At 74.2% G+C, this 24988-nt stretch carries 16 protein-coding genes, 1 pseudogene and 1 riboswitch; of the genes and pseudogenes, 14 read left to right on the top strand and 3 right to left on the bottom strand.

Annotated features, from left to right (window positions below; all coding sequences use genetic code 11):
- Window positions 1-14 precede the first annotated feature (14 nt).
- From AB0O91_RS39095 to AB0O91_RS39065, 7 genes are all read left to right on the top strand, one after another.
- Window positions 15-1163: a Gfo/Idh/MocA family oxidoreductase gene (locus AB0O91_RS39095; protein ID WP_363443600.1), complete on the top strand. Its 1149-nt coding sequence runs from the start codon at window positions 15-17 to the stop codon at window positions 1161-1163.
- Entirely contained in the window at window positions 1160-2281 is a 1122-nt protein-coding gene (locus AB0O91_RS39090; RefSeq protein ID WP_363443598.1) for a DegT/DnrJ/EryC1/StrS family aminotransferase, read from the top strand. The genes AB0O91_RS39095 and AB0O91_RS39090 overlap by 4 nt, the downstream gene beginning before the upstream one ends.
- A 63-nt stretch (window positions 2282-2344) precedes the next feature.
- Complete coding sequence (locus AB0O91_RS39085; RefSeq protein WP_363443596.1) at window positions 2345-3346, top strand: SMI1/KNR4 family protein; 1002 nt, start codon at window positions 2345-2347, stop codon at window positions 3344-3346.
- A 63-nt stretch (window positions 3347-3409) separates the two neighbouring features.
- A complete protein-coding gene (locus AB0O91_RS39080; protein WP_363443594.1) occupies window positions 3410-5884 on the top strand; it encodes an SUKH-4 family immunity protein in 2475 nt (824 codons plus the stop codon).
- Window positions 5885-6150: 266 nt separating this feature from the next.
- The gene (locus tag AB0O91_RS39075; RefSeq protein WP_363443592.1) at window positions 6151-7599 is read left to right on the top strand and encodes a hypothetical protein; all 1449 of its coding nucleotides are present in this window, start codon (window positions 6151-6153) and stop codon (window positions 7597-7599) included.
- Between the two features lie 828 nt (window positions 7600-8427).
- Window positions 8428-12057 (top strand): transcription-repair coupling factor, encoded by a 3630-nt coding sequence (mfd, locus tag AB0O91_RS39070; RefSeq protein ID WP_363443590.1) that lies wholly within the window; start codon window positions 8428-8430, stop codon window positions 12055-12057.
- 109 nt (window positions 12058-12166) lie between these two features.
- Window positions 12167-13204, top strand: coding sequence for a MazG family protein (locus AB0O91_RS39065; RefSeq protein ID WP_363443588.1), 1038 nt, complete (start codon window positions 12167-12169; stop codon window positions 13202-13204).
- A 16-nt stretch (window positions 13205-13220) separates the two neighbouring features.
- Here the strand turns inward: AB0O91_RS39065 and AB0O91_RS39060 are convergent, their stop codons facing one another.
- Window positions 13221-13646, bottom strand: a complete 426-nt coding sequence (locus AB0O91_RS39060; protein WP_363443586.1) for an SDR family NAD(P)-dependent oxidoreductase — start codon at window positions 13644-13646, stop codon at window positions 13221-13223.
- A gap of 290 nt (window positions 13647-13936) precedes the next feature.
- Here AB0O91_RS39060 and AB0O91_RS39055 point away from each other — a divergent pair, with 290 nt between their 5' ends.
- From AB0O91_RS39055 to AB0O91_RS39025, 7 genes are all read left to right on the top strand, one after another.
- Window positions 13937-15238, top strand: a complete 1302-nt coding sequence (locus tag AB0O91_RS39055) for a cytochrome P450 (protein ID WP_363443584.1) — start codon at window positions 13937-13939, stop codon at window positions 15236-15238.
- A 209-nt stretch (window positions 15239-15447) separates the two neighbouring features.
- A riboswitch (cyclic di-AMP (ydaO/yuaA leader) is annotated at window positions 15448-15615 on the top strand.
- 4 nt (window positions 15616-15619) lie between these two features.
- On the top strand, window positions 15620-16504 hold the full coding sequence (locus AB0O91_RS39050) for a transglycosylase family protein (RefSeq protein ID WP_363443582.1): 885 nt from the start codon (window positions 15620-15622) through the stop codon (window positions 16502-16504).
- 252 nt (window positions 16505-16756) lie between these two features.
- Window positions 16757-18043 carry a phosphopyruvate hydratase gene (eno, locus tag AB0O91_RS39045; protein WP_363443580.1) on the top strand — a complete coding sequence of 429 codons (1287 nt, stop codon included), beginning with the start codon at window positions 16757-16759 and terminating at the stop codon, window positions 18041-18043.
- A 198-nt stretch (window positions 18044-18241) separates the two neighbouring features.
- The gene (locus AB0O91_RS39040; protein ID WP_363443578.1) at window positions 18242-18724 is read left to right on the top strand and encodes a septum formation initiator family protein; all 483 of its coding nucleotides are present in this window, start codon (window positions 18242-18244) and stop codon (window positions 18722-18724) included.
- A complete protein-coding gene (locus tag AB0O91_RS39035) occupies window positions 18696-19382 on the top strand; it encodes a DUF501 domain-containing protein (protein WP_363443576.1) in 687 nt (228 codons plus the stop codon). Before AB0O91_RS39040 ends, AB0O91_RS39035 begins: the two co-directional genes overlap by 29 nt.
- A gap of 2 nt (window positions 19383-19384) precedes the next feature.
- The gene (locus AB0O91_RS39030; RefSeq protein WP_363443612.1) at window positions 19385-20320 is read left to right on the top strand and encodes a Ppx/GppA phosphatase family protein; all 936 of its coding nucleotides are present in this window, start codon (window positions 19385-19387) and stop codon (window positions 20318-20320) included.
- Between the two features lie 428 nt (window positions 20321-20748).
- Window positions 20749-22116, top strand: a complete 1368-nt coding sequence (locus AB0O91_RS39025; RefSeq protein WP_363443574.1) for an NAD(P)/FAD-dependent oxidoreductase — start codon at window positions 20749-20751, stop codon at window positions 22114-22116.
- A gap of 178 nt (window positions 22117-22294) precedes the next feature.
- Here the strand turns inward: AB0O91_RS39025 and AB0O91_RS39020 are convergent, their stop codons facing one another.
- Together AB0O91_RS39020 and AB0O91_RS39015 are read right to left on the bottom strand one after the other, a co-directional pair.
- Entirely contained in the window at window positions 22295-24847 is a 2553-nt protein-coding gene (locus AB0O91_RS39020; protein ID WP_363443572.1) for an FtsX-like permease family protein, read from the bottom strand.
- A gap of 47 nt (window positions 24848-24894) precedes the next feature.
- Window positions 24895-24988, bottom strand: a pseudogene (locus tag AB0O91_RS39015) (ABC transporter ATP-binding protein); the annotation flags it as partial.

The raw sequence follows: 24988 nt of genomic DNA, 5'->3' as shown, positions 1-24988 counted from the left end.
AGGGGGCCCGAGCGATGACGTCGAAGCAGTGGGCGGCCGAGACCGCCAACCAGGCGCCCGGCGGCCACGTGCCCACCCCGGGCGAGCCGCCCCGCCCGGTGCCGGAACGGCCGGTGGGCCTCGCGGTCGTCGGGGCCGGCTACTGGGGGCCGAAGCTGGCCCGCAACGCCCAGCACACCCCGGGGCTGCGGCTGCACTGGCTGTGCGACCTGGACGAGGCCAGGGCCCGCGCCGTGCTGGGGGAGTACAGCACCGTCGGGGCGACCGGCCGGTACCGGCAGGTGCTGGCCGACGAGCGGGTGGACGCGGTCGCGGTGGCGACCCCGGCGGGCGCCCACTACCCGCTGGTGCGGGCCGCGCTGGAGGCCGGCAAGCACGTGCTGGTGGAGAAGCCGATCACCACCTCCGCCGCCGAGGCCGCCGAACTGGTCGAACTGGCCGAGCGCGCCGGGCTGGTGCTGATGTGCGACCACACCTTCTGCTACACCCCGGCGGTCCGCCGGATCCGCGAGCTGGTGCACGGCGGGGAGATCGGGGACGTCCAGTTCTTCGACTCGGTGCGGATCAACCTCGGCCTGGTCCAGCCGGACGTGGACGTGCTGTGGGACCTCGCCCCGCACGACCTGTCCGTCCTGGACTTCGTGCTGCCGCCCGGGGTCGTGCCGGTCGGGGTGTCCGCACAGGGCGCCGACCCGATCGGGGCCGGCCGGGCCTGCGTCGCCTACCTGACGGTGCGGCTCAGCAACGGCGCGCTGGCGCACTGCCACGTCAACTGGCTCTCGCCGACGAAGGTCCGCACCACGCTGATCGGCGGCTCCCGGCGCACCCTGGTCTGGGACGACCTCAACCCGCAGGCCCGGCTGGCGGTGCACGACCGGGGGGTCGACCTCACCCCGCCCGACCGGCTGACCGACGCCATCCGGCACCGGGCGCTGATCTCCTACCGGGTCGGCGAGATGGTCGCCCCCGCGCTGGTCGAGCAGGAGGCGCTGCGCAACGTGATGGCCGAGTTCGCCGCCGCCATCGTCGAGGGCCGCGCCCCGCTCACCGACGGCCGGGCCGGGGTACGGGTGCTGGAGCTGCTGGAGGCGGCCTCGCTCAGCCTCGAACTCGGCGGCGCCACCGTGCCGGTGGGGGCCGCGGACCGGGCGGCGCTGCGGTGACCCCCGGCATCCCGCTGGTGGACCTGGCGGCCGCGCACGCCGAGGTCGAGGCCGAGGTGCGGGCCGGCTTCGACCGGGTGCTGGCGAGCGGGGCCTTCGTCAGGGGCCCCGAAGTGGCCGCCTTCGAGCAGGAGTACGCGGCCTTCACCGGCGTCCGGCACTGCGTGGGCGCCGCCAACGGCACCGACGCGCTCGAACTGGCGCTGCGCGCCCTGGAGCTGCGGCCCGGCGGCGCGGTGGTGCTGCCCGCCAACACCTTCGTCGCCACCGCGGAGGCGGTGCTGCGGGCCGGACTGCGCCCGCGGCCCGTCGACGTCGACCCGGAGCACCTGCTGATCGACCCGGAGCGGGCCGCCGCCGCGCTGCCCGGGGCGGTGGCGCTGCTGCCCGTCCACCTGTTCGGCCAGTTCGCGCCGGTGGAGGCGCTGCTGGAACTGGCCGACGGCCGCCCGGTGGTGGAGGACGCGGCGCAGTCCCAGGGCGCCCGTCGGCACGGCCGCGGCGCGTACGGGCGGATCGCGGCGACCAGCTTCTACCCCGGCAAGAACCTCGGCGGCTACGGCGACGCCGGGGCGGTGCTCACCGACGACGGTGAACTCGCCGCCGCCGTACGGCTGATCGGCGACCACGGCGCGCGCGACCGGTACCGGCACGAACGGTTCGGCTTCAACTCCCGGATGGACGCGCTGCAGGCCGTGGTGCTGCGGGCCAAGCTGCGCCGGCTGCCGGCCTGGAACGCCGCCCGCCGGGCCGCCGCGGCCCGCTACGACGCCCTGCTCGCCGGGACGGCGGGCGTCACCCGGCCGTCCACCGCGCCGGGCAACGAGCACGTCCGGCACCTCTACCCGGTGCGGATCGGCGGCGGCCGCCGCGACGCGGTGCTCGCCGCGCTGCACGCCGCCGGGATCGGCGCCGGGGTGCACTACCCCGTGCCGGTCCACCTCCAGCCCGCGTTCCGCCCGCTCGGGTACGGCGAGGGCGCCTTCCCGGTGGCCGAGCGGGCCGCCCGCGAACTGCTCAGCCTGCCGCTGCACCCGCACCTCACGGAGGCCCAGCAGGTGCGGGTCGTGGAGGTGTTGGGGCGGGCCCTGGGTGCTGGGGGTCGGCCGACCGGGTGACCCAATAGGCTGGTGCCCAGCAAGCGCACCGAGCACTTTGCAGCAGCCAGTGGGGGCTCCCAGATGACGACAGGTCGGCCCGGCGTCGCCGCCGCACCGAACGCGGCGTACGCAGGTCAGGTGGTGCAGTTCCCGGACCCGGTCCGCGCGGAGCGGCACCCGGCCGGGGTCCGGGTGGACGAGGCCGGCTACCCGGACTTCGGCCCGTACGCCGCCGCGGCGGCCGAGGTCGCGGACCCGCCGGAGGGCTTCGGGGTGGACGAACTGCGGCTGACCGACTACGTCTCGGCCAACGCCGCGCTGTTCACCCAGGGCCACCCGCTCTGGGCCGACCTGGAGACCGCGGTCGCCACCCCGCCCGGCTGGACCTGGCACCACGCGGTCGGCCGGGCCGCCCCCGGCTGGCGCCGGATGGAGCTCGTCCCGGTCGAGGTCAAGGCCCTGCTGCGGCACCACGGCGGCCTGGCCGTCTCGCCCGCCGACCACTCCCGCCGGGGCACCCGCCCGCTCCAGGAACGCCGGCCCGTCCACTTCTCGCTGGCCCGGGACGGCGGCGACCCGATCGGCGTCCCCGAGGACCTGGTGCAGCGCGCCGAGGAGCGGCTCGGCTACCGGTTGCCCGGCGCCTACCGCTCCTTCCTCAAGCTGGGCGGCGGCCGCGGCCCGGTCGGCGTCGCGCTCGACACCGAGCTGGGCATGCTGCTCGACCAGCCGTTCCTGACCCTCACCGAGGAGTACGGCACCGAGGACGTCGTGTACGCCAACAAGTGCCTGCGCGACCACCTCACCAAGGACTACCTGGGCATCGCCTACGCGCAGGGCGGCATCGTCGCGCTCAAGGTGCGCGGCGAGCGGGCCGGTTCGGTCTGGTTCCACCTGTACGACGACGCCCGCGACTCCGGCGGGGCGGAGGCACCGGAGGAGCGCTGCGCCCGGCTGCTGCTGCCCTGCGGGGACGACTTCGACGCCTTCCTGCTGCGGCTGGCCGGCAGCCCGCCGGAGCTGGAGACGGTCGCCGAGCTGATGGTGGACGGCGGGTTCGCCCGGGCCGTCCCGGTGGGCTGACGTGGCGGCGGGGACGGCGACGGTGGAACGAGTGGGGACGACGGGGACAGGGGTGAACCGGGCGTGGTGACGTACGCGCAGGCGCAGGAGCTCGCCGAGGAGTGGATCAACGGCGGGGTGCCGCACGGGCAGCAGCACGAGGTGCGGGTCCGGGAGTTCGACCTGGGCTTCGTCTGCTGGGCGGTTCCGCCCGCGGACGGGACCGGGGGCGACGGCGGTGCGGCTCCGGGCGACGGCTCGGGCGCGGGCGGGGCGCGGTTGGTGATCGCCCGTGACTCGGGCGCCAGCACGCTGTGGCCCGCGCTGCCGGTCAACGAGGTGGTCCGGCAGTACGAGGAGGTGTACGGGCGGCCGGTCGCGGCCAACCCGGCCGGGGCGGCGAAGCCCGCGCCGGGGCCGGTGGAGGCGACCTCCTTCCTGCTCAGCCCGCCGCAGTGGCTGCAGGAGGCGGGGGCGGCGGCGATCGCGGCGGAGGCGGAGAAGCTGGGGGGTGCCCCGGCCGCTCCGGCCCCGGTGCCCGCCCCGGCGCCCGCGCCGGTCGCCCCGGTGCCCGCCGCCGCACCCGTGCCGCCGGTGGCGCCCGGCCCCGCCGTGCTGACCGAGCCGCCGGTCTCCGACCGGCCGGCCGGGGACGCGCCGACCATGCTGGCCCCGCCGCCCGGCGAGGACCCGTTCGCCGCCCCGCAGCCGCCGGCCGCGGCGCCGCTGCCGCCCGCCGCGCCGGTGGGCGCCGAGGCGGCGACCGTGCTGATGCCCGAGGGCCTGCGCACCTCCGGTTCGGACCTGCCCGAGGCGCCCGCCCCGGCCGGGGCCGAGGCCGCGACCGTGCTGATGCCCCCCGGCAGCGGTGGCCACGGCACGCCCCCGGTCCCGCCGGTCGGTGCCCGGCCTCCGGCCGCGCCGCCCGCCGCACCGCCGGCTCCGGCGCCCGCCCCGGCGGTCGAGCCGGCCCCGACGCTGCTCGCCGCGCCGGACGCGCTGCCCGGCCTGATGGGCCTGCCCGGCGCCCCGGCGACCCCGCCCGGGCCGCCCGGCGCGCCGGTGGAGCAGGCGCCCACCATGCTCGCCACGCCCGGCGCCCCCGGTCCGGCGGCGCCGCCCGCCGCCGCCCCCGCACCGGCGGGCGGGCCCGGCCGCGCCCCGGGCTCGGCCCCGCCGCCGCCCCCACCCGCCGGGCTGCGGCACCCGACGGGCTCCGGCGCGCCCGCCGCCGGCCCCGGCGGCCGGGCGGCCGGCTCGACCCCGCCGCCCCCGCCCCCGGCGGGCCTGCGCCCCGGCGCGGCCCCGGCCCCGGTCCCGCAGGGCGGGGCCGCCCCGGCCGCCGCCCCGGCCCACGAGGCGACCCAGCTGGCGGGTGCGATCGACCCGGCGCTGCTCGGTGCTCCGGCGGCGGACCCCGGCACCCCGCCGTCCGGCGGCCCCGCCGTCCCGCCGCCGCCCGGCGGTCCGGCCGCCCCCGCCGCGCCCGCGGCCGGGTACGGCTACCCGAACGCGGCCGGCGCGCCCGGCGTCGTCCCGCCGGCGCCGGTCACCGGTCCGCCGCCGGGCGCGCCGGTGCCGCCCGGCGTGCCCGCGGTCGGCCCGGGCTACTTCGCCGCGCTCAGCTACCGCGGCCCGGACGGCTCGGAGCAGAAGCTGCTGCACCGCAGCGAGCCCGGCACCCCGCACCCGGAGTGGAAGATCCTCCAGGACCTGCGCCGGCTGAACGTGCCCCCGGAGCAGGTGCTGGAGCTCTACACCGAGCTGGAGTCGTGCGACCTGCCCGGCGGCTACTGCAACCGCATGATCGCGGCCTCCTGGCCGAACGTGCGGCTGACCCACACCGCCCCGTACGGCCGTGACCACGCCTCCCGGCAGGCCGGGATGGCCGAGCTGCTCGACCACCTGGACGAGCTGCACCAGCTGGCCTCCGGCGCCCAGCGGGTCCGCCCGTTCCGGGCCCCGCTGCCCGCGCCGGGCACCGTCCAGCCGCTGCCCCCGCTGCCGCCCCAGCAGCTCGCCCAGGAGCTCGGGACGGCCTTCGGGCAGAACCTGTTCCGCTACGAGCAGCGCGCGGTCTCCCGCCAGGGCGTGCCCGAGCCGGTCTCCCAGACCCTGATGTGGGCCGGGCTGCCGCGCGACTTCGGGCCGTTCTTCTGGGCCCAGGCCCAGGAGGGCCGGCCGATCCCGACGCTCGCCGAGCTGGCCGCCGAGCGCGGTCTGCCCGCGGCCCCGGACTTCGGCGGCTACCTGGTGCTCGGCAACGACTACGGCCGTCAGCTCTGCGTCCAGTACGGCACCGCGAACGTGGTCGCCGTGGACGTCGACGGAACCGGCCAACCGCCGCGCTTCGTCAACACCGGTGTACCGGAGTTCGTCCGCGCGCTGGCCCTGCTGGGCCGGATGTGGCGGCTGCGGTACGGGCTGACGCCGGAGCAGGCCGGTCGCTGGACGACCGACTTCCAGGCGCAGCTCGCCGCGATCGACCCGGCGGCCCTGCAGACCGCGGACACCTGGTGGGCCGTGCTGCTGGAGCAGTTCTGGGACGGTCTGCTGTAGCGGACCGTCGCGGATCCTCGCAGGTGGGGAGGGGTCGTTCCGGTGTCCGGAACGACCCTTCCGGCATGCCCCGGCAGCTGTGCCTCGTTGGGGTTTCGTCCGGATCTGCGCAAAATAGGTCAAGAGGATGGGTCTACTCGCCCGGTCCTCGACGTATTCCGGTCCACAGGACGACCGGATCCGGCCCCGGCCACCGAACCGGTTCCGGATCGGTCCGTTCCGTCCGATCATGGGCTCCGCAGCCCGCGAAACGAGGGGAAGAGCCCATGAGCGACGCCGTCCCCCAGTACGGCTTCACCCAGGCCCGGCGCGGCTACGCGCCGGAGCAGGTCGACCGGGCGCTGGTCGCCCTGACCGCCCAACGCGACGAGGCGTGGGAGCGGCTGAGCGTCCTCGGCGCCGGCATCCGGCAGATGGAGACCCGGCTGGACGCGATCCGCCGCGCCGCCGACGAGGCCCCGGAGCCGGACTACCAGGTGCTCAGCGAGCAGGCCGCCGGACTGGCCGAGATGGCGCAGAACGAGGCCCGCGCGGTGAAGGAGAAGGCCGAGCGCTTCGCCGAGGACCTCCGGGACGAGGTGTACGAGGCCGGGCAGGCGGCGGAGCGGGCCGCCAAGGAGTACGGCACCACCACCCGCTCCGAGGCGGACGCGGCCGCCCGCCGCACCGACGAGCGCACCCGCGCCGAGGCCGAGGGCATCCGCGCCGAGGCCGACCGGGAGAGCCGGACCGCCCGGGACGGTGCCACCGCCTACGCCGCCAAGGTCCGGGTGGCCGCCGCGGAGGCCAGCGAGCAGGCCGAGGCCGAGCTGGCCGGTCGGCGCCGCAAGGCCGACGAGACCTTCGCCGAGGCCCAGGCCGCCGCCGACGCCGAGGACGCCGAGGTCTCCGCGACCGCCGAGCGCCGGGTCAAGGAGGCCGAGCAGCACCGGGAGACCGTGCTGGGCCGGATCAAGCAGTTGGAGACCGACGCCCAGGCCAAGGCCGACCAGCTGATCGAGCAGGCCCGCCGGGAGGCCGAGAAGATCAACGCGGAGAGCGAGCGCGAGCAGCAGGCCTTCGACGCCCGCCTGGAGACCGTGCAGCAGCACCTGGACCACATCAAGGCCACCCTGGCCTCGCTCACCGGGGCGGCGGTCGGGCAGATCGAGCCCGAGCGGCTCGCGGCGGCGGCCGCCGCGGCCTCCACGACGGACCCGGGGGACGCCGTGGCCGACGCGGCGGCGGTGGATCCGGAGGCGGACACCGGGGAGATCCCGCTGCCGGACCTGCGCAAGGCCGTGGCGGCCGATGAGGGTGCGGCCGTCGCTGCGACCGGTGCTCCGGCCGGTGCGAAGCCCGCGGCCGGGTCGTCGAAGTCGACGGCGGTGCTGCGTCAGCCCGTGGTCGGCGGTGCGGTGGCGGCGTCCAAGGCCGCCGGGGACAAGGCCGTCGGGGACAAGGCCGCCGGGGACAAGGCCGCCGGGGTCACGGGCACTGAGACTCCGGGTACGGAGGCCGGGGCCGCCGACGGTCCGGTGGTGACGGGCCCGGTGGCCCCGGCCGCGGTACCGCCGAAGCCGGTGGTGCCGCCCGGGCAGGCCGGGCAGGCCGGTTCGGAGGCACCGGGCGGCGTCTCCGGCGCCGAGGAGACCCGGGTCATCCCGAAGATCATCATCGTGGACGACGGCGCGGGCTACGAGCCCCCCAACACGGTGGCCTACCGCCGCCGCTGACCGCTGACCGCTGACGCCGTTCCGCCGTCGGGCGTCCCGGCGACCGGTCCGGTGGGTGTCGCGTCCAGGGCCCTGACCGCCTGCTGCCGGGCGGTCGGGGCCCGCGCGTCGCGGTCGCCCGGCCGGCGCCGGTGGCCCGCCGGTACGGCGGAGCAAGGCCCGGCCGGCCCGGACGCGGCGGGTACGGAGGGAATCCGGAGCGGTCGTCGAACCGGTTTCCGGCGGGTCGGCGCGGATTCCGCGGAGCCCTTTTCCGGAAAGGGTCGGAGCAATCCGCGGACCGTTGCCCGGAACGAATGAGGCCGAGACCCGTGGCGCCCTCCAGGAAAGGGCGCCACGGTTCCCGGCGCTTGGGCGGGCGCCCCCACCCAGGGTCGCCCGGCCTCGCACCTCCGACCCCCATCGGGGGTGCGACAGTGCCGCCACAGCCATCCCCCACGGTTGGGTGCGGCGGGCACGTTCACTATGGTGCGCGATCTCCATGGACGGCCAGTGACAGGAGTATGTCCAGTTCGTGGCAGATGGTGAAGTCCGGTCCGGGCCGTCGTCGCGGCTGGTTCGTCCACCGCCCGGTCCGGTGTTCCGTCCAGTGGTTCGTCTGCGGTCGTGTCCCTGACAGTACGGCCGGTGGTCGGCCCGGTTCGTCCCCGCGCGGTCCGGCGCCCCGGTGGTACGGCGCCGCCCGGCCCGTACACCGCGTGCCCGTCCGTGCCGCGGCGTAGGCTGGATACCCCCGGCCGCTCGGCGTGCCGGGCCGTTCGCGTTGCCCCGGCGGGCCTCTCGCCGCCCGGAGGCAGCACCAGCCACGGGACGAAGAAGAGACCCCAGATGAGCCTGACCGGACTGCTCGATGTCGTCGCGCGGGACGCGGCGCTCGCCGAGGCGATCGAGGCGGCCACCGCCGCCGGCGCCGCGGCCGGCGGCCGCCGCCACCTGGACCTGGTCGGGCCGCCCGCCGCCCGGCCGTTCGCCATCGCCGCGCTGGCCCGCGCGCTGGCCGGGCAGGCCGCCGGTGACCGGGGCCGTCCGGTGCTGGCCGTCACCGCGACCGGCCGGGAGGCCGAGGACCTCGCCGCCTCGCTGCGCTCGCTGCTGCCCCCCGACGCGGTCGCCGAGTACCCGGCCTGGGAGACCCTGCCGCACGAGCGGCTGTCACCCCGCTCGGACACCGTCGGCCGCCGGCTGGCCGTGCTGCGCCGGATCGTGCACCCGCGGGCCGACGACGTGGCGGCCGGGCCGGTGCAGGTGGTCGTCGCCCCGGTCCGCTCGGTGCTCCAGCCGCAGGTCAAGGGGCTGGCCGAGCTGGAGCCGGTGGCGGTGCTGCGCGGGGAGTCGCACGACCTCGGCGAGGTGGCCCGCCGGCTCGCCGCGGCCGCCTACGCGCGGGTCGAACTGGTCGAGAAGCGCGGCGAGTTCGCCGTCCGCGGCGGCATCCTGGACGTCTTCCCGCCGACCGAGGAGCACCCGCTGCGGGTGGAGTTCTGGGGCGACGAGGTCGAGGAGATCCGCTACTTCAAGGTCGCCGACCAGCGCTCGCTGGAGATCGCCGAGCACGGCCTGTGGGCGCCGCCCTGCCGGGAGCTGCTGCTGACCCCCGAGGTGCGCGCCCGGGCCGCCCGACTCGCCGTCGAACAGCCCGGGTTGGCCGAGATCCTGGACAAGATCGCCGAGGGCATCGCGGTCGAGGGCATGGAGTCGCTGGCCCCGGTGCTGGTGGACGACATGGAACTGCTGGTGGACGTGCTGCCGCTGGGCTCGGTCGCGGTGGTCTGCGACCCGGAGCGGGTGCGCACCCGGGCCGCCGACCTGGTGGCCACCAGCCAGGAGTTCCTGCACGCCTCCTGGGTCGCCGCGGCCGCCGGGGGCGACCGGCCGATCGACGTGGAGGCGATCGACGTCTCCGCGGCCTCGCTGCGCTCGCTCGCCGAGGTGCGCGAGCACGCCGACCGGATCGGGCTGCCCTGGTGGTCCGTCAGCCCGTTCGCGACCAGTGAGTCCACGGTCGACGGGATCCTGGAGGTGGATGTCAACACGCTGACCCTCGGCATGCACGCCGTCGAGGCCTACCGGGGCGACACCGCCCGGGCGATCGCCGACGCCAAGGAGCGGCTGGCCGCCGACTGGCGGGTCGTCATGGTGACGGAGGGGCACGGCCCGGCCTCGCGGCTGGCCGAGGTGCTCGGCAACGAGGGCATCCCGGCCCGGCTGGTGGCCGATCTCGCCGAGGCGCCCACCCGGGACGTCGTGCACGTCTCCTGCGGCTCGATCGAGCACGGTTTCGTGGACGACCGGCTGAAGCTCACCGTGATCACCGAGACCGACCTGTCCGGCCAGAAGTCCTCCACCAAGGACATGCGCCGGATGCCGTCCCGGCGCCGCAACGCGATCGACCCGCTGGCCCTGGTGGCCGGCGACTACGTGGTGCACGAGGCGCACGGCGTCGGCCGGTACGTCGAGATGGTGCAGCGCACCGTCCAGGGCGCCACCCGCGAGTACCTGGTGCTGGAGTACGCCCCCGCCAAGCGGGGCCACCCCGGCGACCGGCTGTTCGTGCCGACCGACCAGCTCGACCAGGTCACCAAGTACGTCGGTGGCGAGGCCCCGACGCTGCACCGGCTCGGCGGCGCGGACTGGGCGAAGACCAAGCAGCGGGCCAAGAAGGCGGTCAAGGAGATCGCCGCCGACCTGATCAAGCTGTACTCGGCCCGGATGGCCGCGCCCGGCCACACCTTCGGCCCGGACACCCCGTGGCAGCGCGAGCTGGAGGACGCCTTCCCGTACGCGGAGACCCCGGACCAGCTGACCACCATCGCCGAGGTCAAGTCGGACATGGAGAAGTCCGTCCCGATGGACCGGCTGATCTGCGGCGACGTCGGCTACGGCAAGACCGAGATCGCCGTCCGGGCCGCCTTCAAGGCCGTCCAGGACGGCAAGCAGGTGGCGGTGCTGGTGCCGACCACGCTGCTGGTCCAGCAGCACTTCTCCACCTTCGCCGAGCGCTACGCCAACTTCCCGGTCAACGTGCGGGCGCTGTCCCGCTTCCAGACCGACAGCGAGGCCAAGGCCGTCCTGGAGGGGCTGTTCGAGGGGTCGGTGGACGTCGTCATCGGGACCCACCGGCTGTTCTCCTCCGAGACCAGGTTCAAGGACCTCGGGCTGGTCATCGTCGACGAGGAGCAGCGCTTCGGCGTCGAGCACAAGGAGCAGCTGAAGAAGCTGCGGGCCAACGTGGACGTGCTCACCATGTCCGCGACGCCGATCCCGCGCACCCTGGAGATGGCGGTCACCGGCATCCGCGAGATGTCCACCATCACCACCCCGCCGGAGGAGCGGCACCCGGTGCTGACCTTCGTCGGGCCGTACGACGAGAAGCAGATCTCGGCCGCGATCCGGCGTGAACTCCTGCGCGAGGGCCAGGTGTTCTACATCCACAACCGGGTGGAGTCGATCGACAAGGCGGCCGCCCGGCTGAAGGACCTGGTGCCCGAGGCGCGGATCGCCACCGCGCACGGGCAGATGGGGGAGACCCAGCTGGAGAAGGTCGTCGTCGACTTCTGGGAGAAGGAGTTCGACGTCCTGGTGTCGACCACGATCGTGGAGTCCGGCATCGACATCTCCAACGCCAACACCCTGATCGTCGAGCGCGGCGACACCTTCGGCCTCTCCCAGCTGCACCAGCTGCGCGGCCGGGTCGGCCGCGGTCGCGAGCGCGGCTACGCGTACATGCTGTACCCGCCGGAGAAGCCGCTCACCGAGACCGCGCACGAGCGCCTGGCCACCATCGCCCAGCACACCGAGATGGGCGCCGGCATGTACGTCGCGATGAAGGACCTGGAGATCCGCGGCGCCGGCAACCTGCTCGGCGGCGAGCAGTCCGGGCACATCGCGGGCGTCGGCTTCGACCTCTACATGCGGATGGTCGGCGAGGCGGTGGCCGAGTTCCGCGAGTCGCTGGCGGGCGGCGGCGAGCCGGAGGAGGAGCCGCTGGAGGTGAAGATCGAGCTGCCGGTGGACGCCCACGTGCCGCACGACTACGCGCCCGGCGAGCGGCTGCGGCTGCAGGCCTACCGGTCGATCGCGGCGGTCAACTCGGAGCCGGACATCCAGCAGGTCCGGGACGAACTCACCGACCGCTACGGGAAGTTGCCCGACCCGGTGGAGAACCTGCTGATGGTCGCCGCACTGCGGCTCTACGCCCGGCGGTGCGGGATCGCGGACATCACCCTCCAGGGCCCGAACGTCCGCTTCGGCCCGGTGGAGCTGCGCGAGTCCCAGCAGCTGCGGCTGAACCGGCTCTACCCGCGCAGCCAGGTCAAGGCGGCGGCCCAGCAGGTGCTGGTGCCGCGGCCCAGCACCGGCCGGATCGGCGGCAAGCCGCTGGTCGGGCGGGAGCTGCTGGGCTGGTGCGGCGAGTTCCTGTCGGCGATGTTCGACGACCTGGCGGGGGCGAAGAAGTAGCACCGCCCGCCGGGCACCCGCGAACGACGGCCACCGGCCGGGCCGGTGGCCGTCGTTCGGCTCCGGGCACCGGCCGGTGCCCCGACCCGAACGGCGGTAGGTTCGGAGGGTGACGACGAACGCTGTGACGACGAACGCTCCGGGCGCGAAGCTGATCGTGCTGACCACCACCCACCGGGTGGCCCCCGGGCTGCTGGCCTGGCCCGCCTGGGAGGCGCTGCGCTCGGCCGGGCGGGTGCTGGTGGGCGAGGAGGGGCACCCGCAGGTGGCGGCCGTGCGGCAGGCCGGGGTGGCGGTCGAGGTGGCGCCGGCCGGATCCGCGCCGGAGCTGGCGCGGCTGCTGACCGGGCAGCCGGCCGGGGCGGGGCCGACGGTGTGGCTGGGCGGCCAGGACGGGGACCCGGGGCTGACGGACGCGCTGGCCCGGCTGGCGGTGGAGCGCGCCGGGGAGGTGCCGGAGATCGAGGTGCTGCCGGGCTCCTACGACCTGCCGGGGGCGCGGCTGCTGGACCTCACCTCGGTGATGGACCGGCTGCGCTCGCCCGGCGGCTGCCCGTGGGACGCCGAGCAGACCCACGAGAGCCTGGTGAAGTACCTGGTCGAGGAGGCCTACGAGCTGGTCGAGGCGATCGAGGAGGGGGACCGGGACGCGCTGCGCGAGGAACTGGGCGACGTCCTGCTGCAGGTGTTCTTCCACGCCCGGATCGCCGAGGAGCACCCCACCGACCCGTTCACCGTCGACGACGTGGCCGGGGACCTCGTGGAGAAGCTGGTCTACCGGCACCCGCACGTCTTCGGGGACGTCGAGACCGGCGGTGCGGCCGAGGTCGAGGCCAACTGGGAGCAGCTGAAGGCGGCCGAGAAGGCGGACCGGGAGTCCGTCCTGGACGGCGTGCCGGCCGGGCTGCCGGCGCTGGCGTACGCGGCGAAGCTGGTGTCCCGGGTGCACCGGGCGGGCTTCACCGGGGTGCCGGACGAGCCGTACCGGCTGCCGGCGGAGCTGACCGCGGAGTCGGCGGGCCGGCTGCTGCTGGCCGTCGCGCAGCGGGCGCACGACGCCGGCGTGGACGTGGACGCGGCGCTGCGCTCGGCCGCGCGGGGCTACCGGGACGCGGTGCGCGCGGCCGAGGGGCTCAAGCCGGAGTAGACCGGGGCGGGCGGGCTCAGGCCGCCGTGGCGGTCCGCTCGGTCGAGTGCCGCTGCGGCGGGACGAGTTCGCCGATGGCCTCGCCGACCAGCGCGACGAGCTCGGCGAGGCGTTCCAGGTCGAGGTGGTCGGGCAGGTCCGCGAGGGAGACGATCCGCTCGCCGCGCGGGCCGGCCACGCAGAAGAGGTCGATCGGGCCGAGGTGCTTCTCGGCGGTGTCGACCAGGGCGGCGACGTCGCTGGGCCGGCGGACGTCGCCGGAGACGCCCACCACGGGGCAGCCCGGCCGGTCGAGTTCGGCGGCGAGGTCCTCGGCGATCCCGACGTGCTGGTCGGCGATCAGCATCCCGGCGGCGCCGGCCGCGGTGAACCGACGGGCGAGGCCGGCCCCCGAACCGCCGTCGAGCACCGCGATGACGACGACTGCTCCGCTGACCCGCATGGCCTGCTCCTCCCTGTGGGCGACACCGCACCGGCGCCCACGCATACTGCGGAGGATCGTAGGCACGTCCTGACCCTCCGCAACAGGGATTACCCCGCAGGTGACCAGGCTCACGCCTGCCACCCGGCCAAGAGCTGTCCAAGGCCTGTCCACGGACCGTCCACGGGGCGTCCACGGAGCGTTGGCGCGCCGCTCGCGCGCCGCTCACGAACGGTTCGCGAACCGGTGACACCCCGGCGCCGGCCCGGAGGCCGTCCGGGCGGGCCCGGTCCAGCGGTTACGGTCGACCCATGCCAGCTCAGCCCGAGGGCGCCCAGCCCGCCGCCCAGCCCGGCCCCCAGCTCTTCACCTGGGAGTTCGCCGCCGACCCGTACCCCGCCTACGCCTGGCTGCGCGAGCACGCCCCGGTGCACCGCACCACGCTGCCGAGCGGCGTGGAGGCGTGGCTGGTGACCAGGTACGCGGACGCCCGGCAGGCGCTGGCGGACGGCCGGCTGTCGAAGAACCCGGCGCACCACAGCGGGCAGGCGCACCGCACCGGCCGGGTGGGCATCCCGGGGGAGCGGCAGGCGGACCTGATGACCCACCTGCTGAACATCGACCCGCCGGACCACACCCGGTTGCGCCGGCTGGTGTCGAAGGCGTTCACCCCGCGCCGGGTGGCCGAGTTCGAGCCGCGGGTGCAGCAGCTGACCGACCGGCTGATCGACGGCTTCGCGCAGCGCGGATCGGCGGACCTGATCCACGAGTTCGCCTTCCCGCTCCCCATCTACGCGATCTGCGACATGCTGGGCGTGCCGGCCGAGGACCAGGACGACTTCCGCGACTGGGCCGGAATGATGATCCGGCACGGCGGCGGCCAGCGCGGCGGCGTGGGCCGGGCGGTGAAGCGGATGCGGGCGTACCTGCTGGAGCTGATCCACCGCAAGCGGGCCGACCTCGGGGACGACCTGATCTCCGGTCTGATCCGGGCGAGCGACCACGGCGAGCACCTGACCGAGAACGAGGCCGCCGCGATGGCCTTCATCCTGCTCTTCGCCGGTTTCGAGACGACGGTCAACCTGATCGGCAACGGGACGTACGCGCTGCTGCGCAACCCCGGGCAGCGGGCGCTGCTGCAGGAGTCGGTGGCCCGCGGCGAGACCGCGCTGCTGGAGACCGGGATCGAGGAACTGCTGCGCTACGACGGGCCGGTGGAGCTGGCGACCTGGCGGTTCGCGACCCGGCCGCTGACCATCGGCGGGGTGGACATCCCGGTCGGCGACCCGGTGCTGGTGGTGCTGGCGGCGGCGGACCGCGACCCGGCCCGGTTCGCCGACGAGAACACCCTGGACCTGGCCCGGAGCGACAACCCCCACCTGGGCTTCGGGCACGGCATCCACTACTGCATCGGCGCCCCGCTGGCCCGGCTCGAAGGGCGGTCCGCGCTGGCCACCCTGCTCACCCGGTTGCCCGATCTGCGGCTGGCCGAGAGCCCGGAGAACCTGCGCTGGCGGGGCGGTCTGATCATGCGTGGATTGCGCGAGCTCCCGGTCGAATTCGCTCCGGAGAGCCGTTCGCCGCACTCCCGTCCGGACGCTCCGACACCCTGACACGGTGTCGCATCCGACCGTCGGCGGCGGTATGAACACCCATCAAACCGGACAAACCCCCGCCGTCCGTAGGCGATCGAACACGCGCCGTAATTCTTGTGTGATGTCGGCGATATGAGCTTGTGATTGATCTGAGGATCTGTCTAGTCTCCCTGGAGTTCGCAGCTGCGGACCCCGTGCGCGGAACGCCGAATCCTGCCCGCCGCACCACGGGAAACCGACCAGACCCTGGGCAGGGGCGGGGGAACCAGGTTTGTTGCCGTTCCTCCACGGCTTGGGGTGAAGCCGCCCGAGCGGAAGGGATTCCGCAGACGGCGGCCGGGCCACCTCCCGGTCCGAACCCGACAGCTCACCTCGCAGGCGTGCGGAGAGGGACCCTTCATGCTGCTCGTCGGAACCGGCCGCCACCGCCGTCGCACCCAGACCGAGAAGGCCATCGCCGTCGCGGGCGTGGCCGGCGTCGGACTCGCCCTGCCGCTGCTCAGCGCCACCGGCGCCTCCGCCGCCCCGGCCTCCGTCTGGGACTCCGTCGCCCAGTGCGAGAGCGGCGGCAACTGGGGCATCAACACCGGCAACGGCTTCTCGGGCGGCCTGCAGTTCACCTCCAGCACCTGGAAGGCGTACGGCGGCACCGCGTACGCGGCGCAGGCCAACCAGGCCAGCCGCGCCCAGCAGATCGCGGTCGCCGAGAAGGTGCTCGCCTCGCAGGGCCCGGGCGCCTGGCCGGTCTGCTCCAAGAAGGCCGGGCTGACCAAGGGCGGCGCCCCGGCGGCCGTCGACGCCGCCGCGGACACCACCGCGCAGTCCGCCCCGAAGCAGCAGGCCCCCAAGCAGCAGGCCGCCAAGCCCGCCGCGAAGCCCGCCGCCAAGGCCGCGCCGCAGCAGCAGGCCGCCAAGCCGGCCGCCCCGCAGCTGGCGAAGCCGCAGGCCCAGGGCTTCCCGGGCAAGGCCGGCTGGGACGCCGACGCCAAGGTGTTCTGGTACCAGAACAACGGCGCCTGGTACTGGACCAGCCACCAGAGCGTCTACCAGCAGTACGCCCCGCAGACGGCCGCCCAGCCGCAGACGGCCCCGCGGGCCGCCGCCCAGGCGCCGTCCGCCCAGGGCGCCCACGACTACACCGTCCGGGCCGGCGACACGCTGTCCAGCATCGCCTCCGTCCAGGGCGTGTCCGGCGGCTGGCAGTCGGTCTACGACGGCAACCGCGGCACCGTCGGCGGCAACCCGGACCTGATCGTGCCCGGCCAGGTGCTGCACCTCGGCTGAGCCGTTCCCGGACGCATCCGAGGGGGCCGCGCCCGGCGCGGCCCCCTTCGTCCGCATTCGCCGGACCCGGCCGGACGAGCCGGGGCGCGCAGGTGAACTACCGGTGGGTAGCGGGGCCACACGCTGAGACGGAGCCGAGGTCGACGTGGCCCCGGGGGCCCGGGCGGTTAGGCTCTGGTCGTAACGACTCCGCAATCATCCGGCCGATCGCACCACCGTCAGCCGGACCCTGCTTCCGCAAGGAGATGCTTCGTGCCGTCCATCGATGTCGTCGTAGCCCGCGAAATCCTCGACTCCCGCGGCAACCCCACGGTCGAGGTCGAGGTCGGCCTCGACGACGGCAGCACGGGTCGTGCCGCTGTGCCGTCGGGTGCCTCGACCGGCGCCTTCGAGGCGCTTGAGCTGCGCGACGGTGACAAGAACCGCTACTTCGGCAAGGGCGTGGAGAAGGCCGTCCTGGCCGTCATCGAGCAGATCGGCCCGGAGCTGGTCGGCTACGACGCCACCGAGCAGCGCCTGATCGACCAGGCCATGCTCGACCTGGACGCCACCCCGGACAAGTCCTCGCTCGGCGCCAACGCCATCCTGGGCGTCTCGCTGGCCGTCGCGCACGCCGCCTCCGAGGCCAGCGACCTGCCGCTGTTCCGCTACCTGGGCGGCCCGAACGCGCACGTCCTGCCGGTTCCGATGATGAACATCCTCAACGGCGGCTCGCACGCGGACTCCAACGTCGACATCCAGGAGTTCATGATCGCCCCGATCGGCGCGGAGTCCTTCTCCGAGGCCGTCCGCTGGGGCGTCGAGGTCTACCACACCCTCAAGGGCGTGCTGAAGGAGCGCGGCCTGTCCACCGGCCTCGGCGACGAGGGCGGCTTCGCGCCGAACCTGGACAGCAACCGCGAGGCCCTGGACCTCATCACCGAGGCGATCCAGAAGGCCGGCTACGTGCCCGGCCGCGACATCGCGCTGGCCCTGGACGTCGCCGCCTCCGAGTTCTTCCAGGACGGCGCCTACCAGTTCGAGGGCAAGGCCCTCACCGCCGCCGAGCTCATCGAGTACTACGCCGAGCTGGTCGCCGCCTACCCGCTGGTCTCCATCGAGGACCCGCTGGACGAGTCGGACTGGGACGGCTGGAAGGCCATGACCGTCAAGCTGGGCGACAAGGTCCAGCTGGTCGGCGACGACCTGTTCGTCACCAACCCGGCCCGCCTGGCCAAGGGCATCGAGACCGGCACCGCCAACGCCCTGCTGGTGAAGGTGAACCAGATCGGCTCGCTGACCGAGACCCTGGACGCCGTCGAGCTGGCCCAGCGCAACGGCTACCGCTGCATGATGTCGCACCGCTCCGGCGAGACCGAGGACGTCACCATCGCCGACCTGGCCGTCGCCACCAACTGCGGCCAGATCAAGACCGGTGCCCCGGCCCGCTCCGAGCGCGTCGCCAAGTACAACCAGCTGCTGCGCATCGAGGAGATCCTCGACGACGCCGCCGAGTACGCCGGCCGCGGCGCCTTCCCGCGGTTCAAGTTCGAGGCCTGAGCCTTCGAGCCCTGAGCCCTGAGCCGTCGAGCCCGGCGGCTCGGAGGCCCGAGCCGCGAGGCCGGAAACCGTGGGGCCGAAGGTCCCCGGTAGCGCACGCCTGACCGGTGCCCCGCCGCCCACCCCGTAGGGTGGGCGGCGGGGCACCGTCGCGACCAGGAGGGGATACGGGAGATGGCTGGCTGGAGGATCCCGGGCTTGGCGGCCCGGCCTCGGTTCACGAGCCGGGCGACCGTCCTCGTCCTGGTGCTCTGCTCGCTGGTCGCGATCCTGGCCTACCCGACGCGGCAGTTCATCTCCCAGCGCGCCGAGATCTCCGCCCAGCGGGCGAAGGCCGACCACGCGCGCCAGCAGGTCGAGCAGCTGCGCCGGGACCGGGCCCGCTGGCAGGACCCGGAGTACGTCAAGGCGCAGGCCCGCGCCCGGCTGCACTACGCGGTGCCGGGGGAGACCCCGTACATCGCGGTGGACCCGTCCGGTGCGGCCACCCGGCCCCCGGCCCCGGCCGGCTCGGCCACGCCCTCCGCCGAGGCGGCGGGCGGCCCGGCGAAGGCCGCCAAGCCCTGGTACGCCAGCATCTGGGACTCGGTGGACGCCGCCGACACCACCGCGCTGGCCCCCGCCACCCCCAGTCCGCTCCCCCCGTCCCCCGTTGGAGACCCCACCCCCCATGACCACTGAGAACCACCCCGCCGTCTCCGACGCCGACGTCGCGGCCATCGCCGCCCAGCTCGGCCGGGTGCCGCGCGGCCTGCGCGGCGTGGCGCACCGCTGCCCCTGCGGCAACCCCGACGTCGTGGAGACGGCCCCCCGGCTGCCGGACGGCACGCCGTTCCCGACGCTGTACTACCTGACCTGCCCCAAGGCCGCCTCGCTGATCGGCACCCTGGAGGCGGAGGGCGTGATGAAGGACCAGACCGCCCGCCTCGCCGAGGACCCGGAGCTGGCCGCCGCCTACCAGAAGGCGCACGAGGACTACATCGCCCGGCGCGACGCGATCGAGGTGCTGGAGGGCTTCCCGAGCGCGGGCGGCATGCCGGACCGGGTGAAGTGCCTGCACGTGCTGGTCGGCCACTCGCTGGCGGCCGGCGAGGGCGTCAACCCGCTCGGCGACGAGGCGATCGGGATGCTGGAGGACTGGTGGGCCAAGGGCCCGTGCGTCTCCCCGGCCGAGGTCGAGGCGGCCGGTGAGCGGGTCCTGCACAACCGGGCCGAGGGCCAGGACCACGAGGCCGTGATCGCGGCCAAGCAGCAGAAGACCGCCGAGCGGGCCGCCAGGAAGCGCGCCGCCGAGGCCGAGGCCCCGGAAGCCGGCGCAGCGGAGCAGGAGTCCGAGTGAGCATGACCCGTGTCGCCGCGATCGACTGCGGCACCAACTCGATCCGGCTGCTGGTCGCCGACCTCGACCCGGAGACGGGCGAGATCACCGACCTCGACCGCCGGATGATCGTCAACCGGCTGGGCCAGGGCGTGGACCGGACCGGCCGGCTGCACCCGGACGCGCTGGAGCGCACCTTCGCGGCCTGCCGGGAGTACCGGGAGGTCATCGAGGGCTTCGGGCTCGGCCCGGAGCGCACCCGGTTCGTCGCGACCAGCGCCTCCCGGGACGCCGAGAACAGCGACGAGTACGTCAAGGGCGTGCGCGACATCCTCGGCGTCGAGCCGGAGGTGGTGAGCGGCGAGGAGGAGGCACGGCTGTCCTTCGTCGGCGCCACCAAGGAGCTGACCGGCGGGCAGTTCCCGGCCCCGTACCTGGTCTTCGACCTCGGCGGCGGCTCCACCGAGTTCGTGCTCGGCGGGTCGGAGGTGCAGGCGGCCCGCTCGGTGGACATCGGCTGCGTGCGGCTGACCGAGCGGCACTTCGGCGGCGCCGAGCTGCCCTCCGCGGAGCAGGTCGCGGAGGCCCGGGCGCACGTGCGGGCCGAGCTGGACAAGGCCGAGGAGGTCGTCCCGCTGACCGGCGCGGCCACCCTGGTGGGCCTGGCGGGCACGGTCACCACGGTGTCCGCGATCGCGCAGGGCCTCGCGGTCTACGATCCGATGACGGTGCACCACTCCCGGATCGGCCGGGAGCGGGTCGCGGAGATCGCCGCCGAGCTGCTGGCCGCCACCCACGCCGAGCGCGCGGCCATCCCGTCGCTGCACCCGGGCCGGGTGGACGTGATCGCGGCCGGCGCGCTGGAGCTGCTGGAGATCATGGAGCGCACCGGCGCCGCCGAGGTGGTCGTGAGCGAGCACGACATCCTGGACGGCATCGCCTGGAGTATGGCCGTCTGAGCGGCTGCGGGGCTTACCCGACCGGCCCCGGCGCACCGTTCCGGGCGCCGGGGCCGGGGCGCGCCCGGGTGCGGGGCGGAAAGTTCGTGAATTTCTTCACATGGCGATCCAGTCATTCGTCGCACCCGGGGGCCCGCTACGCCCGAATTGTGAGACCGAAGGTCCGTCCGGTGCGAAGCCCGCTGGATCGCAGGTCAGGCCTCGCTTGAGGTTTGAAAATCGAAATCACGAGCGGGAACCCGGGCGCCGTACGGATCGTTGCTGCTCAGCCGGGTCGTGCTCCGGCGCACGTTCCCGGGGGGCCGTCGGGGCCGGTGCGCCGGTGCGCCGATGCCGTTTTTGTGGGCGCGGAGTGTAGCACGGGGTGTCCATCCGCTTGTGACCGGGCTCACGAAGGCTGCTCCGGACGGTGCTGGATACTTTCGGATATGAGCACCACGGAGCGTCCTCGCATCCTCATTGTCGGCGGTGGTTACGTCGGCCTGTATGCCGCGATGCGCATCCTCAAGAAGATGCGCTACGGCGAAGCGACCGTCACGGTCGTGGACCCGCGGTCGTACATGACGTACCTGCCCTTCCTCCCCGAGGCGGCCGGCGGCAACGTCGCGCCTCGCAACCTCGTCGCGCCGCTGCGCAAGACCCTGAAGCAGGCGGAGGTGCTGACCGGGTCCGTCACCGGCATCGACCACGCCCGCAAGGTCGCCACCATCCAGCCGGCGGCCGGCGACAGCTACGAGCTGCCCTTCGAGTACCTGGTCGTCGCGACCGGCTCGGTCTCCCGCACCTTCCCGATCCCGGGTCTGGCGGAGAACGGCATCGGCATGAAGACGGTGGAGGAGGCCATCGGCCTCCGCAACCACGTCATGGCCCAGCTCGACAAGGCCGAGTCCACCACCGACCCGGAGATCCGCCGCAAGGCGCTGACCTTCGTCGTCATCGGTGGCGGCTTCGCCGGCATCGAGACGGTCGCCGAGGTCGAGGACATGGCGCGCGACGCCGCGAAGCTGTACAAGACGGTCAGCCGCGACGACATGCGCTTCGTCGTCGTCGAGGCCGCCAACCGCATCCTCCCCGAGATGGGCCCGGACCTCGGTCTGTGGACCAAGGAGAAGCTGGAGGAGCGGAAGATCGAGGTCTACATCGAGACCTCGATGGACTCCTGCGTCGACGGCCACGTCATGCTGAAGAACGGCATGGAGATGGACGCCGCCACCATCGTGTGGACGGCCGGCGTGAAGCCGAACCCGGTGCTGGCCAACTTCGGCCTGCCGCTGGGCCCGCGCGGCCACGTCGACACCGCGCCGACCCTCCAGGTCCAGGGCTTCGACTACGTCTGGTCCGCCGGCGACAACGCCCAGGTGCCGGACCTCGCCGCCGGCGAGGGCGCCTGGTGCCCGCCGAACGCCCAGCACGCCTGCCGTCAGGCCGTCGTCCTCGGCGACAACGTGATCTCCGGCATGCGGGGCTTCCCGCAGAAGGAGTACAAGCACAAGAACCTGGGTGCGGTCGCCGGTCTCGGCCTGCACAAGGGCGTGGCGATCCTCTTCGGCAAGTACAAGCTGAAGGGCCGTCCGGCCTGGTGGTTCCACCGCCTGTACCACGGTGCGATGGTCCCGACCTTCAACCGCAAGGTCCGCGTCTTCACCGACTGGACCCTCGCGATGTTCCTGAAGCGTGAGGCGGTGGGTCTCTCCCAGATGGAGAACCCGCAGCTCCCGATCCAGGAGGTCACGCCGCCCACCAAGCCCGTCGAGGCCGCCAAGCCGGCCGCCGACAAGGAGCTCGCCAGCAAGTAAGCGACCGGACCCCGGTGTGGGAGCGCCGGGGTATGAGTCGGAGGCCCTCCGCCCGGCAGTGTCGCCGGACCACGACCTCCGTGGTGCTCAGCCGGTTGTGCGACCGGGCGGAGTACAGCAGTAGCAGGGCCCCTGCCGAAACCCTCCGGCAGGGGCCCTCGCTGTGCCTGGCGCGGCGTCAGTCCGTCTTGATGCTCGACAGGATGTCCAGCCCGGCTGCCCGACGGGCCGGCCAGATCGCGGCCACCAGGCCGACCAGCCCGGCCAGCGCCAGGAAGAGTGCCAGCTGGCCGTAGGGCAGGACGGTGGTCAGCCCGGCCAGGCTGGACTTCAGCGTCCCGTTGATCGCCCAGGCGATGAAGCAGCCGAGCAGCAGGCCGATCCCGGCGCCGAAGAGCGAGATCAGCACCGACTCCAGCCGGACCATCCGCTTGATGCCGCCGCGGTCCAGGCCGATCGCCCGCAGCATCCCGATCTCGCGCTTGCGCTCGAAGACCGACATGGCCAGCGTGTTGATCACGCCCAGGACCGCGACCAGCACGGACATCGCCAGCAGGCCGTACATCATGTTCAGCGCGAAGGTGATGGCCTGGCTGAAGTTGTCGCGGACCTCCTGCTTGGACTTGACCTCGATCACCGGGTTGGCGCCGGTGGCGTCCTTGAGTGCCTGCTTGAGGCCGGCGGTGGCGCCGTCCTTGCCCTTGACCAGGACGTCGGGGGTGTACGGCTTCGGATCGTGCTTGGCGATCTCGGCGTTGGAGAGCAGGACCGAGTCGAGCATGCCGCCCTTCTCGTACACCCCGCCGACGGTGAGCCGGCCGGTGGACTTGTCGGGGTAGGTCACCGTCATCGTCGAGCCGGTGGTGACACCGGACTTGGTGGCGAGGTCCTGGGACACCAGCAGCTGGCCCTGGGCGAGCGCCGCCGTCGAACCGCCGGCCAGCTTGATGTCGACCAGTTGCTCGAAGCCGTCCGGGTTCAGGCCGCTGATCTTCTCCTCGCTGCCGTCGAGCTTCCAGTAGGCGGTGGTCATCGGGGAGGACGCGGCCACCCCGGGGGCCTTGGCGAGCTGTTCGGCCAGCTGCGGGGACAGGCCCATGCCGTTGGCGGCCGAGACGAGGTAGTCGGCCTTCATCGAGCTGGTGACGGCCCGGTCGATGGTGTCGCCGATCGAGGTGCCGATCACCGTCAGACCGCTGACCAGGGTCAGGCCGATGGTGAGGGCGGCGGCGGTGGCCGCGGTGCGGCGCGGGTTGCGCACCGCGTTCTGCTGGGCGAGCTTGCCGGGCGTGCCGCCCAGGCCGCGCAGCAGCGGGCCGGCCAGGGCGACCACCGGGCGGGAGAGCAGCGGCAGCAGGACGAACACGCCGATCAGGGCCAGGAAGGCGCCCAGGCCCACCGGGATCCGGCCGGAGTCGTTGCCGGTGGAGGCGCCGTAGCCGATCAGCGCCAGGCCGCCGGCCGCGAACAGCGAGCCGATCGTGTTGCGGACCACCAGGCTCTTCTGGCCGGCCGGCTGGTCGCCGCTGCTCATCGCGGCCACCGGGGCGATCCGGGCGGCGCGCACGGCCGGCAGCAGGGCCGACAGGACCGTCACCAGGACGCCGGTCACCAGGGTCACCAGGACCGTGGTCGGCGCGATCACCAGCGAGCCGGTCGGCATGTTCTCGTTCAGCGAGCCCATCAGGGAGCGCATCCCGGCGCCGATCCCGACACCGGCCAGCAGACCGGCCACCGCCGAGACGGCCCCGATCAGCAGCGCCTCGATCAGCACCGAGCGGGTCACCTGCTTGCGGCTGGCGCCGATCGCCCGCAGCAGCGCCAGCTCCTTGGTGCGCTGGGCGACCAGCATGGTGAAGGTGTTGGCGATGATGAAGATGCCGACGAACAGCGAGATGCCGGCGAAGACCAGCAGCATGGTGCGCAGGCTGTCGGTGCTGCTGGCGATCATGGCCTGGTCGTCGGCCTTCAGCTTGGCGCCGGTCTCGACGTCGAACTGGTCGCCGGCCGGGAGCTTGGGCCGGACCTGGGCGAGCAGCGCGTCCTCGGCGGTGCCGGGCTTGGCGGTGAGCACGACGCTGCTGTAGCGGCCCGGCTCCAGCAGGATCTGCTGGGCGGTGGCCCGGTCGAAGAGGGTGAGGGTGCCGCCGCTGTTGACCACCGGGTCGTCGGTGGTGAAGACGCCGGTGAGCTTCGCCTCGATCACCGGCCCGTTGGCGGCCACCCGGACGGTGTCGCCGACCCGGTAGCCCGCCTTGTCGGCGGTGCTGCGGTCGAGGGCGACCTCCTTGGCGTTCTTCGGGCCCTGGCCCTCGACCATCGGGTAGCGGGCGTCCTTGCCGTCCCGGCCCGGCGCGAAGTTGGCCCCCTTGGCGGCCCAGGCCTGGCCGATCAGGCCGCCCTTCCGGTCGGCGACCCCGGTGAAGCCGCTGACCACGCCGCGGGCGTCGGCGGCGCCGGGCAGCGCGGCCAGCTGCTGGACGGTGGCGTCGGTGAGCCCGGCGGAGCCGCCGTCGCCCTTCTGCTGGGCGGAGGAGCCGGCCGAGCGGTCCACCACCTGGACGGCGACGTCCGAGTAGCTCTTGGAGTTGCTGTCCCGCATGGCCTTGCTGAAGGTGTCGGAGAAGACCATGGTGCCGGCGACGAAGGCGGTGCCGAGCATGACGGCCAGCGCCGTCATCAGCAGTCGGCCCTTGTGGGCCAGCACGTTGCGCAGTGCGGTGCGATACATGAGGTGTCCTGGAGGGGTCGGGAGGCGTCGGTCGGTGGGGCCGGGGGTCAGCTGGTGCGGCCCTTGGCGTCGAAGCGGCGCATGCGGTCCAGGACGGTGTCGGCGGTGGGGTGGTGGAGTTCGTCGACGATGCGGCCGTCG

This window comes from Kitasatospora sp. NPDC089797, assembly GCF_040684795.1.
In the GTDB taxonomy this organism is placed as follows: Bacteria; Actinomycetota; Actinomycetes; order Streptomycetales; family Streptomycetaceae; genus Kitasatospora.
The sequence above is the reverse complement of the archived record's forward strand: the minus strand, read 5'-3'. Positions and strand labels throughout refer to the sequence as shown.

Bases quoted from the DNA above. Each gene is read 5' to 3' on its own strand.
- AB0O91_RS39095 (WP_363443600.1), top strand. From the start codon at position 15: ATGACGTCGAAGCAGTGGGCGGCCGAGACCGCCAACCAGGCGCCCGGC.
- AB0O91_RS39085 (WP_363443596.1), top strand. From the start codon at position 2,345: ATGACGACAGGTCGGCCCGGCGTCGCCGCCGCACCGAACGCGGCGTAC.
- AB0O91_RS39075 (WP_363443592.1), top strand. From the start codon at position 6,151: ATGAGCGACGCCGTCCCCCAGTACGGCTTCACCCAGGCCCGGCGCGGC.
- mfd (WP_363443590.1), top strand. From the start codon at position 8,428: ATGAGCCTGACCGGACTGCTCGATGTCGTCGCGCGGGACGCGGCGCTC.
- AB0O91_RS39060 (WP_363443586.1), bottom strand. From the start codon at position 13,646: ATGCGGGTCAGCGGAGCAGTCGTCGTCATCGCGGTGCTCGACGGCGGT.
- AB0O91_RS39055 (WP_363443584.1), top strand. From the start codon at position 13,937: ATGCCAGCTCAGCCCGAGGGCGCCCAGCCCGCCGCCCAGCCCGGCCCC.
- AB0O91_RS39050 (WP_363443582.1), top strand. From the start codon at position 15,620: ATGCTGCTCGTCGGAACCGGCCGCCACCGCCGTCGCACCCAGACCGAG.
- AB0O91_RS39030 (WP_363443612.1), top strand. From the start codon at position 19,385: ATGACCCGTGTCGCCGCGATCGACTGCGGCACCAACTCGATCCGGCTG.
- AB0O91_RS39025 (WP_363443574.1), top strand. From the start codon at position 20,749: ATGAGCACCACGGAGCGTCCTCGCATCCTCATTGTCGGCGGTGGTTAC.
- AB0O91_RS39020 (WP_363443572.1), bottom strand. From the start codon at position 24,847: ATGTATCGCACCGCACTGCGCAACGTGCTGGCCCACAAGGGCCGACTG.